A 16,972-nucleotide genomic window follows, 5' to 3' on the forward strand; every position below is an offset into this window, starting at 1 on the left:
GTTGCTAATGAAAGGATGAATATTGTAATTGTCTTTTGTATTGTCAGTCTGCTTAATTAATTGGCTTTGCTGGAATGTAATCTAAAAGTAAACGCTGATTTGGATTAAGGTATTTATTGGCAACCTCTCTTATTTCTTCTCTTGTGATGGAATGATACAGTTCAATTTCTGTATTGATTAGATTGATGTCTTTATAGAGTAAGTAATAAGTAGCTAGATTATTGGCAACTCCTTCAATAGTTGCATTAGAATTCACGAAGTTGTTGTCAAACTTGTTTTTTAGTTTTTGAAAATCTTTTTCTGAAATTAAGTTGGTTTGAATTTTTACAATTTCTTCGTCGATTTCTTTTAGCATATCTGTGATGGTGAAATCGCCCATAGGCAAACCATATATTATATACATGCCATAATCTTCTTGACTAAAACCTACGGCTCCAATTTGCAGTGCCATTTTTTTATCGTCTACCACTTTTTTGTACAATTTGGAGCTTTTTCCATCGCTTAAATAAGAAGATATTAAGTCTAATACTCTTGCGTCTCTACTTTTCATGGATGGAGTGCGGTAGCTTGCTACAAGCATCGGGATTTGAATGTTGGGGTCCTCGTAAGTAGCTTTGATAGTTTGTGTTATTGGTTGCTCTAGGAAGCTTTTTTTAGGAACAACTTCTCCTTTGGGAATAGGGCCAAAGTATTTTTGAATCCATTCTTTTGCTTGTTTTTTTTCAAAATCTCCCGCAACTACCAAAACGGCATTATTCGGTAAATAGAATTTTTTGTTGAATGCTTGAAATTCTTCTAGTGTCGCAGCATCTATATGTTCCATAGAACCGATGGTTGTCCATCTATAGGGATGGTTTTTGAACATATTTTCTTTTACCGCAGCAAGTATATTTCCATACGGTCTGTTGTCGTAGCTAGTTCTTTTTTCTTCTTTGACAACTTCATTTTGAGTATCGACTCCAATTTGGTTAATTATTGGATGTATTAATCTTTCGGATTCCATCCAAAGTCCTAATTCCAGATTATTAGATGGGAATATTTCGTAGTAGTAAGTTCTGTCATCGGAAGTATTTGCATTATTCGTCCCTCCATTGGAAGTAACGATTTTAAACCATTCACCTCTCTTAATGTTTTTGGTGCCTTCAAATAATAAGTGTTCAAAAAAGTGAGCAAAACCTGTTCGATCTGGGTTTTCGTCTTTGGCTCCTACATGATACATCACAGAAGTAATAACTACAGGAGCAGAATCATCATCATGCAAAATAACATGTAAGCCATTATCCAAATCGTATTCCTCGAAAACTACTTTTTGAGCTGAAGCAATTCCTCCTAATGTTAATACAGCACTTGACATCATTGTTTATTTTTAATGGTAATTGTTTATTGATTTTGTCGGAGCAAAAATACCTTTTTTTATGCTGTAGAAAGTAAGCAAATTCATCATTAGGAATATATTAACGTTATTTTGCTTTGCAAGGGTAATCGCTTCAGAATTAATATGAAATAGATATAAAAAAAGCTATGAAATATTTTTTCAGTAAAGATTGCAGAGTAAATATTTAATTGTATATTTGCAACCTTAAAAATTATTAAAACAATTCAGTATGTATGCAATCGTAGAGATAGCAGGGCAACAGTTTAAAGTAAGCAAAGACCTAAAGGTTTACGTTAATCGTTTGGCAAATGAAGAAGGTTCAAAAGTTTCTTTTGACAAAGTTTATTTGGTTGATGATAACGGTTCAATCACAATAGGCGCCCCAGCTATAGAAGGTGCTTCAGTAGAAGCTAAAGTGTTACAACACTTAAAAGGAGACAAAGTTATCATTTTCAAAAAGAAAAGAAGAAAAGGATACAAAAAAAGAAATGGTCACAGACAATATCTTTCTCAAATTGTAATTGAAGGTATTACTGTTGGAGGAGCTCCTAAAAAAGCAGCTTCTAAAAAAGTAGCAGTTGAAGCAACTACAGAAGAAGCAGAAGTTGCTCCTAAAGTAAAAAAAGCTCCAAAAGCTAAAAAAGAAGATACACAAGAATAATAACAAAATAAACTAATACGTCATGGCTCACAAGAAAGGTGTCGGTAGTTCCAAGAATGGTAGAGAATCAGAATCAAAACGTTTAGGCGTTAAGATTTTTGGTGGTCAAGCTGCTATTGCTGGGAACATCATCGTAAGACAAAGAGGTTCAAAACATAATCCAGGTGAAAACGTTTACATTAGTAAAGATCATACTTTACATGCAAGAGTTGATGGAGTTGTTTTTTTCCAAAAGAAAAAAGATAATAAATCTTATGTTTCTATACTTCCATTCGAAGCATAATCATAAGCTTAAATATTATTACAAAACCCGTTTCGAAAGAAGCGGGTTTTTTGTTTGAATTCATTTTGTAGCAGTAATGAGCCAAATGGTATTGGTCTTATCATCAGTAAGGAGTAGGTCGCCATCAGGAGTTACTATCACGCCAACAGGTCTTCCGTGAACGATATCCTTCTCAGGAGCTATGATGAAACCAGTAAGGAATTCTTCTGATTTACCTGATGGCTTTCCGTCTTTAAAAGGAACGAATATCATTTGATAACCAGATATTTTTTTCCGATTCCATGAGCCGTGTTGTGCTATAAAAGCGCCATTTCTGTACTTTTCAGGAAATGAAGTTCCTGTATAAAAGGTAAGTCCAAGGGATGCTGTATGTGCGCCTAATGGAAAATCGGGAACTATAGATTTTTTTACTAATTCAGGCTTCATTTCTTTTACTCTTACATCTTCATGTTGGCCAAAATAGGCATATGGCCAACCGTAAAAAGCATTTTCTTTAACCGAAGTCAGATAGTCTGGAACGAGATCGTCTCCAAGTCCATCACGCTCGTTTACTACTGTCCAAAGTGTTTTGGTTTTTGGTTCCCAATCCATTCCTACTGGATTGCGAAGACCAGCAGCAAAAACTCTTAAATCAGAACCGTCTGGATTTACTTCTAATATGTTAGCCCGAAGAAGCTCGTTTTCAATTCCATTTTCGGCTATATTCGATCCCGAACCTACAGCAATGTAAATTTTAGATTTGTCGCTGTTTGCAATGATATTTCGAGACCAGTGTCTGTTATGTTTTCCAGCCGGTAGATCGACGATTTTTTCTCCTTTGCCAGTTATTTTGGTTTGCCCTGCTTTATATGGATAGCGTAATATGGCATTCGTGTTAGCCACATAAAACCAATTGTCAATTATCAACATCCCAAAAGGTTGATTAAGACCTTCATCTTCGGTAAGAAAACTTTCTCTCAAGTCAGGAATACCGTCTTTATTGCTGTCTCGAAGTAAGGTAATAGCATTGGCACTGTGTTTTAGATTATTGGATCTCCAAACACCTTTCAGTGTTGCCCCAATTTGCTTGAGAAAGCTGTAATTAGAATTGCTTTGAGCAACTAAAATATCCCCATTTGGTGTTATATACAACCAACGTGGATTTTCAAAACCATCTGCATATTTGGTCACAGTAAATCCAGGTGGTGCAATTGGGGTTTCTCCATCTTTCCATCCTACAACTTTAGAAAAATTGCCATGAGATTTTGTTGGCGAACCAAGAGAGTCTGTTTGGGCAGTGATTTGTCCTATGTATAAGTAAGGTAATACAAGTATGAATATAATAAATATGTTTTTCATAATTATCTAATTTTTAAATACTTATGAAGATAGTAAAGAATTTAGTTATTCTTATATCATTATTTAAATAATAAGTTGCATAATTATGCTATTGACTTTTCTTTGAATGAAAACAAAAACACAAAATATTTCCCTTTAGTCCGATTACTTCACTATACTTTTATTTTTATAGGAGTTTAGTGAATTGCGTTTGTAGCTAAAAGTGGAACGATGCCTGCAAAAAGCTACGCGAGCGATAGCGAACATGTGAAGCAATTTTTTCAGCTTTAAAAACTTATAATCGAAATCCAGTTTTAAAGAGTTGGTTGCTACAATTATTTTAGCTTATTCGCTATTTGATTAAACGCCTCCAGCTGATTAGCGTGTTGCAAAGGCGTGACATCTGACCGCAAGCTTAATCTTGTAAATACATGGATGTCCGAATCCATTAATTGTGTATCAATGGGAGCGCCTGTGCTTGTTTTTAGACCTTTATAGATTAATACGGTACTTGTTGTACTGGCAACGGGATCATGCAGAGAATGAAACACTTTTAAGTAAGTTCCTATTGGAAGTGTTATTCCGTTCTCTAAGCCTTTGCGTACAATTTTCATTACATCATTAAGCTCATCGATTGTTTGGTAGGGTCTAAATCGATACCAGTATTTATTTTCTGCAGAGGTTTGGTCCGATTCAGCATAAACGATCATTGGCCCAACTATGCCAATAATAGATTGAAGTTTGTTGGAAGACACTACTATTGGGTCGATTAAAAATAAATTTTTAGGAGGCAAGTGAGTATTGAAATAACCTGATTTTACTAATGCCAGAATTAGAGTCCCCCCAGTTGAAGAACCCGCAATGCTTATTTTAGTATAGCCAAGCGCTATTAGTTTTTCATATTCTTCAGTAATGGCAGATTGCCAATCTTCCCAATTTGAGGCCTTAAATGAATCATAATCTCTGCCGTGTCCGTCGAGTAAAACTTGAGAGATTCTATAGGTAGATTCGTTTGACCAATCTTTAAATTCCTGCCATTCAAAAGTGCTAGCAGAATAGCCATGAACAACCAATATAATATGTTTACTTAAATCTTCGGGTGTTGGATTAGGGTATTTAGCCGAGACCAAAAATTGTTCAGGATTATATAATGAAGGATCAAAGATAACTTTGCCATCGAGCAAATCGTCCGTGATGGTTGGGTCGCTACATGAGAAGAATAAAGTCATAATAGCGAATACGAAAAATAGGTTTGATTTATTCATTAGTTATGTTTTTTAAACAGTGTGTAATAAATATCAAGATGAAAATATAGAGGCTGCAAAGTTCCAGGGGAATAGCCTTCTTTTTCTGTAATAATATAATATCCGGCTCCAAAATTTAGAGAGACCGGCACTTGTGGTATATCGAAAGTAAAGCCAATTTCAGGGGAAAAAAGAAAGGCGGTATTTGGAATTTCATCGAAAATTTCCTCCTCTAGATCCGAGTAAAAATACCCCATATTCAATCGGGTGACAAAATGGTAAGGTTTACTTTTGTTGAATTGCCAACTGCCTGAAAAGATATAATTGTCTTGCTTGATGGCGTTTGAATTATAGGCAGATCCTAACCTAGAAGTTACATAGTCAAACCCAACGAAAAATTGATTAGGTTTAAATTTTGCGAAAGAATATTGGGCTGAAATACCATTTTCCCAATACATTTCTTGCGTCTTTTGAAAGCGCCCACCCAATTTGAGGGTTTGGGCTTGGGAGATAATGGTGCATAATATCAACGAAACTATGAATGTCTTTTTCAATAGAAATGGTTTATGTTAATATTTGGAATGTTTTTTGGGTTAATTACTCATGCAAGTTTAATAATTTTCTTTAAATCAGTTGTTTATTGTATTGGTAGTTTGGGATTAGCTCAAATAGTGCAGATTAACATTTGTTATTTTGAATTTATTAAACATGCTTATGAGGGTAATTTGGTACTTAGTTTTATGGATTAAAAGAAAAACCAACACTAAAAAATAATCTTACTTTGCCGATATTATTTATCCATGAAGTATCAAAATGGATGGGGCCTAAAATTGACTGATAAGAAATAGCAGCGCCCCCTGACATTACAAGACTAGTTTCTAAATTTTCATCCCAATTTCCTTTTGGACTAAATACATTGTCAATATATTCGTTAAAATTGCCAAAGCCAACTGTTGCTGCATTAAAATGAGGGGTTAGATATATTTTGCCCATTGCATTTATTTGTGCTCCTAGCCTAATTCCCATAAATTGGGTAGCATTGAGTTCATCTTCATTTAGGCCGGGAAATGAAAGGCGACTACTGCCGGAACTTGGTATAATTCCTCCTATGAAATATTTTGAAGCATAACCATAATCCGAAAATGAGGCTTGGTCATTTTTAAGTTTATCTTGGAAAATAAAATAGGAATCAAATCCTATCATAGCTGTAATTTTCTTTTTTAAGAGCGCTCTCTTTTCAACCGAAAATCCAAATTTAGTATAGCCATTTGTTGCGCTAGAAATACTTGTTAAGGTTGGGTCAGAAAATGAGATATTGGCATTTGTAAATAAAGAACGGCTTATATTGGTTTTTAGAATTGTTCCATTTGTAGCAAAGAAAACTTTATCCATATCGTTATAGGAATAATGCAGGTTTATCTCTGAATCATTAAAATTATAGTTATTGATGTTGAAAAAATTATTGTTGTAGTCAGTATCGTATTTTGGATTTACATTAGTGAAGTGGTAATTAAAACCAAAACCAACGTAGCTTTTTAGTGAATTTAAGTTTCTGTTTATCTCATTATTGAATTCAAAAGCGTTATAGAGCATATTGTCTACAGAACTGCCATCTATAAAAATTTCTTGACTTAAAAAGGCTCCATAAAGCTCAGATCCCCACCACCAATCTTTGTTCTTTCCAAAATTTTTCTGAAAATTGATTCTAACTTTTGGCTGTTCTGCAAGATCTCCCGTAAAAACAAGGCGAGAGGATTCAGCAAGAACATTTCTTGCCGTGTAATTAAGAATAAGCCCAACACCTCTATAAGTGTCATAATGCAAAGAGGCATTGACTTGGTTTTTTGCATATTCAAAACCAGTCAATGCAATTCCAAGTTTATCTTGATCTGTTATGAAATAGGTATATGTGATTTGGCTAAAAAGATTAGTTCCCATGGCTCTATTAATACCAGCAATTAGATCTTTAGTGGTGCATTTTGTATGCGTTTTGATGTTTGTTCTAGCCATTACCAAAGGGATATTCTCCTTACTGATATTTTTATAGACAATAGTGTCAATGATAAATTCATTGGGCATTTTTGGGAGCTCATGCGTTCGTTGCGGGTGTCCTTTTAATTTTTCTGCTAAAGCTATTAAGGCAGGCAAATTTTGCTCAGCAGCAATTTTACCGTCTTTGTAAATTTCGTCGCTTTCTGCAAAATCAGCGGTAGAAAAGCGTAAGTTAGGCAAATGATCTACCAAGATATCACAAAGTGCTCGATTTGCTGGATTTTTAATGTTGCTTGGAAACATACTGGTTTGCATCAATACAGTTGCAAAATTATTTAGTTTTTCTATAGGTTCCATTCCGCCTCCTACGTCGCTCCCAATAATTATGTCGGCACCCATTTGCTTAGCAATATCTGTTGGAAAATTATTCATTACTCCTCCATCGACCAAGACCGTTTTTTCATAGTTCATGGGATTAAAAACAGCTGGTAAAGACATACTGGCTCTCATCGCAAAAGCCAAACTTCCTTTGCTTAAAATAACTTCTTTTCCTTCAACCAAATCAGTTGCCATTGCTCTAAATGGTATTGGAAGCTTGTCAAAATCTTTCACATTGTAAACCGGATAGGTTAGTTCGGAAAGGTATTCTCTTAAATTTTGATCATTCAATATAGAACTAAGGCTATTTGGTTTTCCATCTTTTATTCCAATACCGGCCAAATATCTGTCGTATTCTCTTTTTTCTTCAACACTTACAGTTTTTAGAGATTGGCCTCCGCCTAGTATTTTGTCCCAATCTATGCTTTTTGTGATTTTTTCAATGCTGTCTCCCGAATATCCCATAGCATATAAACCTCCGATGATGCTCCCCATACTATTCCCAACGATAAGGTCTGGAACAATGTGTAATGAATCCAGTTTTTGTAAAAGAGGAATATGCGCAATTCCTTTGGCACCGCCACCACTTAACACTAATACTACTTTGGGTTTTTTCTCTTGTGAAAAAATAGTTTGAGAGGCTATAAAAAAAACTAATAAAAGGAAGAGGGGGAATTTTTTTTTCAAAGCGTCTTGTTTTGGGTTGATAATTGAGGGGTGTATAACGAGTTATCGTATATCTAATTATAAATACTAAGATATTGAAAATTATGTTTTTGAAACAATAAAAAGTGTATTTAAATTCAATTTCTTTTCTGCGTAACAATTTTCAATTGGGGGAGGTTGGTTTTCTTTGGGTTTTATTCTATAGTGATATTATTGAATCATTATTTAAGAACTAGACAGTTAAAACAAAAAAAAACCCTTACATTACTGCAAGGGTTATAAAATTGTAAATCTAAAATAGATTTAGTATCTGTAATATTCTGGTTTGAATGGACCTTGAACTTCAACTCCAATATAAGCAGCTTGATCGTCACGTAATGTTTCCAATTCAACACCTAATTTTGCTAAGTGCAACATTGCTACTTTTTCATCTAAATGTTTTGGTAACATATAAACGTCGTTGTTGTAAGCAGCGCTGTTTTTCCACAATTCGATTTGTGCCAAAGTTTGGTTTGTAAATGAGTTACTCATTACAAAACTTGGATGACCTGTAGCACAACCAAGGTTCACCAAACGACCTTCAGCCAAAATGATGATGTCTTTTCCAGCAATAGTATATTTATCAACTTGTGGTTTGATTTCGATTTTTGATGCACCGTGGTTTTTGTTCAACCAAGCCATATCAATTTCGTTATCAAAGTGACCAATGTTACAAACGATAGTCTTGTCTTTCATTTGTTCGAAATGAGAACCCAAAACGATATCTTTATTTCCAGTTGTAGTGATGATGATATCAGCATTTCCAACAACAGTATCTAATTTTTTAACTTCAAAACCGTCCATTGCGGCTTGTAAAGCACAAATAGGGTCAATTTCAGTAACAGTTACAATAGAACCAGCACCTCTAAAAGAAGCAGCAGTTCCTTTTCCTACGTCACCGTATCCACAAACGATTACTCTTTTTCCAGCCAACATAATATCTGTAGCACGACGAACCGCGTCAACTGCAGATTCTTTACAACCGTATTTGTTGTCAAATTTAGATTTAGTAACTGAGTCATTTACGTTGATAGCCGGCATTGGTAATGTTCCAGCTTTTACTCTTTCGTATAATCTGTGTACACCAGTTGTAGTTTCTTCAGACAATCCTTTGATTCCAGCAACCAATTCAGGGAAACGGTCAATAACCATATTAGTCAAATCTCCACCGTCATCAAGAATCATGTTCAATGGTTTTCTGTCTTCACCAAAGAATAATGTTTGCTCAATACACCAGTCGAAATCCACTTCATTCAAACCTTTCCAAGCATAAACTTGAATACCAGCAGCAGCAATAGCAGCAGCAGCTTGATCTTGAGTAGAGAAAATGTTACAAGAACTCCAAGTCACTTCAGCACCAAGAGCAATCAATGTTTCGATTAAAACAGCAGTTTGAATCGTCATGTGTAAACATCCTGCAATACGAGCACCTTTTAGTGGTTGTTCGTTTTTATATTCTGCACGAAGCGCCATTAATCCTGGCATTTCAGCTTCAGCTAGTTCAATTTCTTTTCTTCCCCAAGCAGCTAGAGAAATGTCTTTTACTTTGAAAGCCACATAAGGCAAAGTCGTTGTGCTCATTTATAGTATATTTGTAATTATAAAATTTTTGCAAATTTACGGAATAAGTTTAGAAATAAACTAATTTATGCGAGATTTGTGTTTTGTTTAATGTCTTAATCTTTTGAGCATTAGATAAATATTTTTCGGAGCTAATCCCGCTATTCGTTACAATCTCATATGCCGAACACCGGCACATGAGGATTTCCACTGCTATCGGGGCTAAAAACACCACAACAACATCATGCCATTATATAAAACAATTACTTTAAATTCATCAACCCAAATCCTCGTTTGGGAAATAACCGAATCCTATCAGGAGCTTTTTGAAGCAGTTGCTCTTAACGAAAGTAACCTGAATCGATTAACCTGCATGAAATCCGAAATACATCAACGTGCTTTCTTGAGTGTTCGTAAATTGTTTCAAGAATCAGGTTATACGGATTTTGATTTGTATTATGACGAATTCGGGAAACCGCATTTGCATGATGGGAAACATATTTCAATTACCCATTCCCATCAATTTTCGGCCATTATCTTAAGTGATGAAGTGGTTGGGATTGATATAGAATTACAGCGGGAAAAAATTATTCGCATTGCAGATAAATTCGCTGACACTGAATTTTCTTATTTGAACCCCGAGGAAAAAATAGAATACATCAGGAAACTGACAGTGATTTGGGGAGCAAAAGAGGCAATTTTTAAAATCAGAAACGAAAAAGGAATCAGTTTTAGAGACCATATTAAAGTGGAAGCTTTTGAAATGAACGATTTGAAAACCAAAGCTGAACTTCATTTCGATGATATAATCAAAGATTTTAATGTTTGTTTTGAAGAATTTGATTCAAAAGATAATAATGGTTTAAAACAAAATTTCACTCTTGTTTATGCTTTTGAATAATCGAGAATAATTTTAAATCTTTGATTAGCTTTGCGTCCTCTTAGTTAATCTCTGTGTAACTGTGTATGACAAATATTTATAATGCTATAATTCAGTCCAAAACTGAAAACCGAAAATTACTTGCCATTCTTCTGGATCCCGACAAAATTGTTTGGGGAAATTTGGGGTATTTAATCGAAAAAATAAAACAGTCACCAGCAACTCATGTTTTCATCGGCGGAAGCCATGTACGAAATAATATTTTGGATGAATTAATCCTTCGTTTAAAAGAACAAATAAAGTTGCCAATTGTTCTTTTTCCAGGAAACCCATCCCAAATTTCTGCAAATGCCGATGCGATTTTGTTTCTTTCGCTAATTTCTGGCCGAAATTCAGATTATTTAATAGACCACCAAGTAGATGCAGTGCCAATTTTAAAGAAAACCCAACTCGAAATTATATCGACAGGCTATATGTTAATTGAAAGTGGCAGTGAAACGGCGGTCGCCAGAGTGAGTAACACTAGGCCATTGGATAGGAATAATAGCGATTATGCAATGCACACCGCCCAAGCAGGGGAGATGCTCGGTCATAAACTCATTTATCTAGAAGCGGGAAGCGGTGCAAAAAAAGCTGTCCCAATTGAAATGATAAGAAAAGTATCAAATAATATCGAAATACCTCTAATTGTTGGTGGCGGAATTATAGATTTGCAGGGCATTCAAAAAGCCTACGAAGCAGGAGCCGATTTAGTTGTAATTGGAACCGCTTTTGAAAACGATACCGAATTTTTTAATTGATAACCTAAATACAAATTTTATAGATTGTAATCTGTGGTAATTTGTGTTAACTCTAACCCAATGATTGAATACTTTTTTTCTCAATACTCAGGCTATTCCACGTTTAATATTACATTGGAAATTGTGGCCATAATTTTTGGTTTGCTCAGTGTTTGGTTTGCCAAAAAAGATAATATTTTGGTTTTTCCGACAGGATTAGTAAGCACGTTTATATATGCATATTTGCTTTGGCAGTGGAGTTTGTTAGGAGATTCCATGATTAATGTGTATTATTTTATAATGAGTATTTACGGCTGGTATCACTGGACGAGAAAAAAAGGAGATGTTGATGAATTTCCAGTTTCGGTGATGACTAATAAGGAAAAAGCAATGTCGGTCGTTATTTTTATATTGACCATCATTTTTGTGATTGCAGTGTATGTTTATTTTGATAAATTTACAAGCTGGTATTCGTACGTGGATACCTTCTTGACCGCAATATTTTTTGTAGGAATGTGGCTGATGGCCAAAAGAAAAATTGAAAATTGGATTTTTTGGATCGTAGGGGATTTACTTTCTATACCTCTTTATTTTGCAAAAGGATATACTTTTACCAGTTTTCAATATATAATATTTACAATTATTGCCGTTTATGGCTATTTAGAATGGAAGAAAATCTTGAACAGCTCGCAAAATCTGGAGCCTCACCAATTATAAAAATTGCCATTTTTGGACCGGAATCTACTGGGAAAACTACTTTGGCAACACAGCTCGCAGAATACTATAAAACGGTTTGGGTTCCCGAATTCGCACGAGATTATCTACAGGAAAAGTTAGATAGTGGTCGCGGTATTTGTGATATTGATGATATGTTGCCTATCGCATACGGACAAACTAAATTGGAAAACGAAAGTGCTTTAATTGCAAATAAGTATCTTTTTTGCGACACCAATTTATTGGTAACCAAAGTGTTTTCGGAATTGTATTATAATTTTTGTGATTCATTATTAGATAAAGCGGCTCGTGCTCATCAATACGATCTATTTTTCTTGACAGATATTGATGTGCCTTGGGAAGACGACGGATTGAGAGACAGTCCAGAGGGAAGAGAAACCGTTTTTGAAGTATTCAAACAATCATTAATTGATAACAAAAAACCTTTTATTACCATTTCTGGTGATAAGGAAATCCGTTTAAAAAAAGCTGTTGCAATTATTGAGGATTTGACGATGGCTTTGCAAATGGGATTTACATCTCTTGATTTTTTACAAATTCATGAGCATGGCATTCCTTTAGAAAACATAAAAACACAATTTAACATTTTTAAAAAAGGAATTCAAAAAACCGTTTTGGTTAATCCAGCGACTTTAGACAGTGGAATCCTAAAATTATCAGATGCTGATTTTGAACAAAAAGTTAATTATTTTGACGCTAATATATCAAAACTAAAACTGAAGAAATTTGTTCCAGCCTCTGGTGCTGCAACAAGGATGTTTAAATTTTTGAGTGCTTTTTTGAATGAATTTGATTTTGAAAACGAAAGTATCAATGCCTATATCAATAGAAAAAAAGATGCCGAATTGGCTCTTTTTATCATTGGAATGGATAAATTTCCTTTTTTTGAAGGAGTAGATAAAGAGTTGAAGGAGATATATCCCGATTTTGATTCTTTGGGACGTGATTATAAAAATTATTATTTCATAAAGACTTTACTATCTTCAGAATATTTTGACTTTGCGAGTAAACCCAAAGGAGTTCTTCCTTTTCATAAATATGAAAGCTATATAGCAACTCCTATTCAAGAACACTTGAATGAATGCGCTTTTTATGCCACTTCTAATAACCAATCTGATTTGCATTTTACAGTTTCCGAAAATCATCAAACTCAATTTGAAGAAATAATTGAAAAGATAAAAGGAAAAATTGAGGCTAAATCAAATTCATCCATAACCGTTAGTTATTCGTATCAAAAGAAAGAAACCGACACTATTGCGGTTGATACAGGAAACAATCCTTTCCGAAATGAAAAAGGAATGTTGGTTTTCAGGCCTGGAGGACACGGTGCTTTAATTGAGAATCTAAATGCAATTGATACGGATGTTGTTTTTATTAAAAATATTGACAATGTGTGCCAAAATAATATTGAACAAGTTTCTTTTTATAAAAAAGCATTGGCAGGTGTTTTGTTAGACCTACAATGTCAGCTTTTCGGGTTTTTAAATGCGTTGGACAGTCAAGAAATTACCTTGGAAAAAATTACTGAGATTTTAGCTTTTTTAAAATCACAACTGAATATTGAGATGAATGATGGTTTTCATAAATTCAAATTAGAGAACCAAGTGAATGAATTAAAAGAAGCTTTAAACAAGCCTATTAGGGTTTGCGGTATGGTGAAAAACGAGGGAGAGCCTGGAGGAGGGCCATTTTGGGTAAGAGGAACAGACGGTAGATTAACACTGCAAATCGTGGAGACTTCACAGATTGATTTGAATAATGCTTCGCAATTGAAAATTTTGGGAAATGCTACTCATTTTAACCCAGTTGATTTGGTTTGCGGGTTGAAGAATTATCAAAATAAGAAATTCGACTTGAAGGAGTTTGTTGATCCAAATAGCGGTTTCATAGTACACAAAAATAGTGGAGGAATAGATTTAAAAGCCTATGAATTACCTGGCTTATGGAATGGAGCGATGGCGAATTGGCTGACCGTTTTTGTAGAGGTTCCTTTGTTTACTTTCAGCCCGGTTAAAACGGTAAATGATTTATTGAAAACAGCGCATCAACAAATTTAACGTGGAAATTCAAACTATCCTCTCAGAGGTGAAATATAAAGCTGTAAGAAGCAGTGGTGCTGGTGGACAAAACGTAAATAAAGTTTCGTCCAAAGTAGTGCTTACTTTTGATTTGTTAAATTCTCAAGGATTTTCTGAAGAAGAAAAACGGCTATTGGAGGTAAATTTGTATAACAGATTAACCTCAGATTTGGTGTTGATTTTGAATTGCGATGAAGATCGGAGTCAAATCAAAAATAAAGATATCGTTACTAAGCGGTTTTTGGATATTATAAAAAAAGGATTGTATGTTCCCAAAGAACGTAAGCCTACCAAAATTACAAAAGCGGCAATTCGAAAAAGAATTAAGGACAAAAAGAACGTGTCGGAGGTGAAGAAAAACCGTAAAAAACATGAGTTTTAGTTTTTAGGTAAGAGTGTGAAAGTTAGGGAATGTTGAAAAAATAAATCATAATACTCTCATCTTAATACTTTTTTCCTACCTTTGCCCCGTCTCAAAGGGGTGCTCCAAATAACGAGCTGAGATCATACCCAAAGAACCTGGGCGGGTAATGCTGCCAAGGGAAAAAACGACAAAAAATTAGAGTGCACGCTAACTATTTGTTGTAGAAATCACTATTTTATTAATTTAACAAAAGAATAATTCCCCCTTTTATTTGTAATTCTTTACAGATGAAAACTATTATTAAATGTACTGCGGTACTATCTTACAAAGGTTTTAAGTCAATTAACTTCAAGACTTTTTGCTTTCTTCTATTTACTTTCTTCTATTCTCTATTTTCTTTTTCTCAAGTTAAAGATTCTACAAAGGTAAATCAACTTGATGAAGTATTGGTTTCGGCTGTACGGGTAACCACAAAAACGCCAGTTACATTCAGTAATTTGGACAAAAAAGACATTGAAACACGAAATTTAGGTCAAGACATTCCGATTTTGATGAATTATCTACCTTCGGTGGTGACGACTTCAGATGCTGGAAATGGCGTGGGTTATACTGGTATTCGTGTGCGTGGGAGCGATGCTACTCGTGTAAATGTAACCATCAACGGAATTCCGTACAATGACGCTGAAAGCCAAGGAACTTTTTGGGTTAATATGCCTGATTTCGCTTCCTCAATTCAGAGTTTGCAATTGCAACGTGGAGTTGGAACTTCTACCAATGGAGCTGCTGCTTTTGGTGCTAGTTTGAATATGCTGACAGATTCCTATTCAGATAAAGCTTCGGGTGAAATTTCTAGTGCTGCAGGAAGTTTTAATACGTTTAAAAATACCGTAAAATTCAGTACAGGTTTGATGAATGACCATTTTGAAATTGCTGGTCGTTTGTCTGTTTTAAAATCAGATGGATATATCGACCGAGCTAGTTCTGATTTGAAATCGTATTTTCTTCAAGGAACTTATGTCGGGAAAACAACTTTGATCAAGGCGTTAACTTTTGGTGGAAGCGAAAAAACGTATCAATCTTGGTATGGTGTAGATGCTGCAACTTTGGAAAGTGATAGAACTTTCAATCCTGCTGGAATCTTTACCGATGAGTTTGGTAACATTCGTTTTTATGATAATCAAACTGATAATTATCAACAAGACCATTATCAGTTGCATTGGAATGAAAGAATTTCTGAAAATTGGAGTACGAACTTATCTTTTCATTATACCAAAGGAAAAGGATATTACGAAGAATACAAGGAAGATCAAGATTTTGGTGATTATGGTTTGGCTCCAATTACTGCTGCTCCAACCGTTAATACAACAGATCTTGTACGTCAAAAATGGTTGGACAATGATTTTTACGGAACCACTTTTTCTGCTAATTATAAAAAAGACAATTGGGATGTTATTTTAGGCGGTGGATGGAATAAATATGAAGGCGATCATTTTGGAAAGGTAATTTGGGCGCGATATGCTTCGACAAGCGAGTTGGGAGATCATTATTATGATGATTTTTCGACGAAAACGGATGGAAATGTTTTTGCGAAAGCAAATTATAAACTAACAGATAAATGGAGTTTGTTTGGAGATCTGCAATTGCGAAATGTAACTTATAAAGCGAATTCGGAAGAAACAGGTCTGGTAGATGATAACTTTAACTTCTTTAATCCAAAAGCTGGAGTTACTTATGAGTTAAACGAAATCAATAGTTTATATTTTTCATATGCTAGAGCGAATCGCGAACCAAACAGAACGGATTATGAAAATGGAAGTCCAAAACCAGAAAAACTAAATGATTTTGAATTGGGATGGCGTTATATTTCGGATAAAATTAAACTGAACGCCAATACGTATTATATGGGATACAAAGACCAATTGGTATTGACTGGTGAGCTGAATGATGTGGGTGCGCCAATTAGAGCAAATAGTGGTGATAGTTACAGGCTTGGTTTAGAATTGGATGGGACTTTTCAGCTTTCGGAAAAATGGGTCTTGCAACCGAATGTGACTTTGAGCCAAAATAAAAATAAAGATTTCTATTTTACGAGAGACGGTGTTCTGCAAAATTTAGGAGATACCAATATTGCCTATTCACCAGAAATTGTGGCAGGAAATCGTTTGGGATTCACGCCGATCAAAGATTTTCAAATATCCTTGTTGTCTAAGTTTGTTGGGGAGCAGTATATGGCTAACATCGATTCTGAAGGGTCAAAATTGGATAGCTATTTCGTTAATGACTTGAATATTTCATATGAGTTTAGACCTAAAAGTATATTTAAATCTATTTTGGTTTCAGCTTTGGTTAACAATATTTTTGATTTGAAGTATGTAAGCAATGGGTATTTCTATACTTATGATGATGACTACAGTAATCCACCAGCCATAACAACAATTGAAGGAGCGGGTTATTATCCTCAAGCAGGAATCAATTTCTTGATTGGATTAAGTTTGAAGTTTTAGGAAATAATATCTTGGTCACGCGTGAAGGATGGAAGCAAGTTACCGAAGTAACGCGGACAGCCTGACAGCATAAAGGAAAGGGAGCGACTCACCGATGTGATGAGTAGCTCCCTTTCC

At 34.8% G+C, this 16,972-nt stretch carries 14 protein-coding genes; 8 read left to right on the forward strand and 6 right to left on the reverse strand.

Annotated features, from left to right (window positions below; translation table 11 throughout):
• Positions 1–52: 52 nt before the first annotated feature.
• The gene (locus J2W95_RS10675; RefSeq protein WP_310006871.1) at positions 53–1,354 is read right to left on the reverse strand and encodes a M16 family metallopeptidase; all 1,302 of its coding nucleotides are present in this window, start codon (positions 1,352–1,354) and stop codon (positions 53–55) included.
• 250 nt (positions 1,355–1,604) lie between these two features.
• Here J2W95_RS10675 and rplU point away from each other — a divergent pair, with 250 nt between their 5' ends.
• Together rplU and rpmA are read left to right on the forward strand one after the other, a co-directional pair.
• Positions 1,605–2,036 (forward strand): 50S ribosomal protein L21, encoded by a 432-nt coding sequence (gene rplU / locus J2W95_RS10680; RefSeq protein WP_310006766.1) that lies wholly within the window; start codon positions 1,605–1,607, stop codon positions 2,034–2,036.
• A 22-nt stretch (positions 2,037–2,058) separates the two neighbouring features.
• Complete coding sequence (rpmA, locus tag J2W95_RS10685; protein WP_116761547.1) at positions 2,059–2,319, forward strand: 50S ribosomal protein L27; 261 nt, start codon at positions 2,059–2,061, stop codon at positions 2,317–2,319.
• A gap of 60 nt (positions 2,320–2,379) precedes the next feature.
• Here the strand turns inward: rpmA and J2W95_RS10690 are convergent, their stop codons facing one another.
• From J2W95_RS10690 to ahcY, 5 genes are all read right to left on the reverse strand, one after another.
• Complete coding sequence (locus J2W95_RS10690; protein WP_310006768.1) at positions 2,380–3,657, reverse strand: PQQ-dependent sugar dehydrogenase; 1,278 nt, start codon at positions 3,655–3,657, stop codon at positions 2,380–2,382.
• 314 nt (positions 3,658–3,971) lie between these two features.
• A complete protein-coding gene (locus J2W95_RS10695; protein WP_310006771.1) occupies positions 3,972–4,865 on the reverse strand; it encodes an alpha/beta hydrolase in 894 nt (297 codons plus the stop codon).
• A gap of 35 nt (positions 4,866–4,900) precedes the next feature.
• Complete coding sequence (locus tag J2W95_RS10700) at positions 4,901–5,434, reverse strand: hypothetical protein (protein WP_310006773.1); 534 nt, start codon at positions 5,432–5,434, stop codon at positions 4,901–4,903.
• Positions 5,435–5,618: 184 nt separating this feature from the next.
• Positions 5,619–7,937, reverse strand: a complete 2,319-nt coding sequence (locus J2W95_RS10705) for a patatin-like phospholipase family protein (RefSeq protein ID WP_310006775.1) — start codon at positions 7,935–7,937, stop codon at positions 5,619–5,621.
• Between the two features lie 282 nt (positions 7,938–8,219).
• Positions 8,220–9,536: an adenosylhomocysteinase gene (gene ahcY / locus J2W95_RS10710; protein WP_310006776.1), complete on the reverse strand. Its 1,317-nt coding sequence runs from the start codon at positions 9,534–9,536 to the stop codon at positions 8,220–8,222.
• Positions 9,537–9,759: 223 nt separating this feature from the next.
• Here ahcY and J2W95_RS10715 point away from each other — a divergent pair, with 223 nt between their 5' ends.
• From J2W95_RS10715 to J2W95_RS10740, 6 genes are all read left to right on the forward strand, one after another.
• Positions 9,760–10,416 carry a 4'-phosphopantetheinyl transferase family protein gene (locus J2W95_RS10715; protein WP_310006778.1) on the forward strand — a complete coding sequence of 219 codons (657 nt, stop codon included), beginning with the start codon at positions 9,760–9,762 and terminating at the stop codon, positions 10,414–10,416.
• 65 nt (positions 10,417–10,481) lie between these two features.
• Entirely contained in the window at positions 10,482–11,195 is a 714-nt protein-coding gene (locus tag J2W95_RS10720) for a phosphoglycerol geranylgeranyltransferase (protein WP_310006780.1), read from the forward strand.
• Between the two features lie 60 nt (positions 11,196–11,255).
• Positions 11,256–11,891 (forward strand): nicotinamide riboside transporter PnuC, encoded by a 636-nt coding sequence (gene pnuC / locus J2W95_RS10725; RefSeq protein WP_310006782.1) that lies wholly within the window; start codon positions 11,256–11,258, stop codon positions 11,889–11,891.
• The gene (locus J2W95_RS10730; protein ID WP_310006784.1) at positions 11,840–13,966 is read left to right on the forward strand and encodes a DUF4301 family protein; all 2,127 of its coding nucleotides are present in this window, start codon (positions 11,840–11,842) and stop codon (positions 13,964–13,966) included. The genes pnuC and J2W95_RS10730 overlap by 52 nt, the downstream gene beginning before the upstream one ends.
• A gap of 1 nt (position 13,967) precedes the next feature.
• Entirely contained in the window at positions 13,968–14,369 is a 402-nt protein-coding gene (arfB, locus tag J2W95_RS10735; RefSeq protein ID WP_310006786.1) for an alternative ribosome rescue aminoacyl-tRNA hydrolase ArfB, read from the forward strand.
• Between the two features lie 269 nt (positions 14,370–14,638).
• Positions 14,639–16,855, forward strand: a complete 2,217-nt coding sequence (locus J2W95_RS10740) for a TonB-dependent receptor (RefSeq protein WP_310006789.1) — start codon at positions 14,639–14,641, stop codon at positions 16,853–16,855.
• Positions 16,856–16,972 lie beyond the last annotated feature (117 nt).

The sequence above is a fragment of the Flavobacterium granuli genome, from assembly GCF_031456055.1.
Lineage (GTDB): Bacteria > Bacteroidota > Bacteroidia > Flavobacteriales > Flavobacteriaceae > Flavobacterium > Flavobacterium granuli_A.

What these genes read in the sequence shown, in the direction of transcription:
- rpmA (WP_116761547.1), top strand. Translation starts at nt 2,059, where the DNA reads ATGGCTCACAAGAAAGGTGTCGGTAGTTCCAAGAATGGTAGAGAATCA.
- J2W95_RS10690 (WP_310006768.1), bottom strand. Translation starts at nt 3,657, where the DNA reads ATGAAAAACATATTTATTATATTCATACTTGTATTACCTTACTTATAC.
- J2W95_RS10730 (WP_310006784.1), top strand. Translation starts at nt 11,840, where the DNA reads ATGGAAGAAAATCTTGAACAGCTCGCAAAATCTGGAGCCTCACCAATT.
- J2W95_RS10695 (WP_310006771.1), bottom strand. Translation starts at nt 4,865, where the DNA reads ATGACTTTATTCTTCTCATGTAGCGACCCAACCATCACGGACGATTTG.
- J2W95_RS10720 (WP_310006780.1), top strand. Translation starts at nt 10,482, where the DNA reads ATGACAAATATTTATAATGCTATAATTCAGTCCAAAACTGAAAACCGA.
- rplU (WP_310006766.1), top strand. Translation starts at nt 1,605, where the DNA reads ATGTATGCAATCGTAGAGATAGCAGGGCAACAGTTTAAAGTAAGCAAA.
- J2W95_RS10675 (WP_310006871.1), bottom strand. Translation starts at nt 1,354, where the DNA reads ATGTCAAGTGCTGTATTAACATTAGGAGGAATTGCTTCAGCTCAAAAA.
- J2W95_RS10740 (WP_310006789.1), top strand. Translation starts at nt 14,639, where the DNA reads ATGAAAACTATTATTAAATGTACTGCGGTACTATCTTACAAAGGTTTT.
- pnuC (WP_310006782.1), top strand. Translation starts at nt 11,256, where the DNA reads ATGATTGAATACTTTTTTTCTCAATACTCAGGCTATTCCACGTTTAAT.
- J2W95_RS10715 (WP_310006778.1), top strand. Translation starts at nt 9,760, where the DNA reads ATGCCATTATATAAAACAATTACTTTAAATTCATCAACCCAAATCCTC.
- ahcY (WP_310006776.1), bottom strand. Translation starts at nt 9,536, where the DNA reads ATGAGCACAACGACTTTGCCTTATGTGGCTTTCAAAGTAAAAGACATT.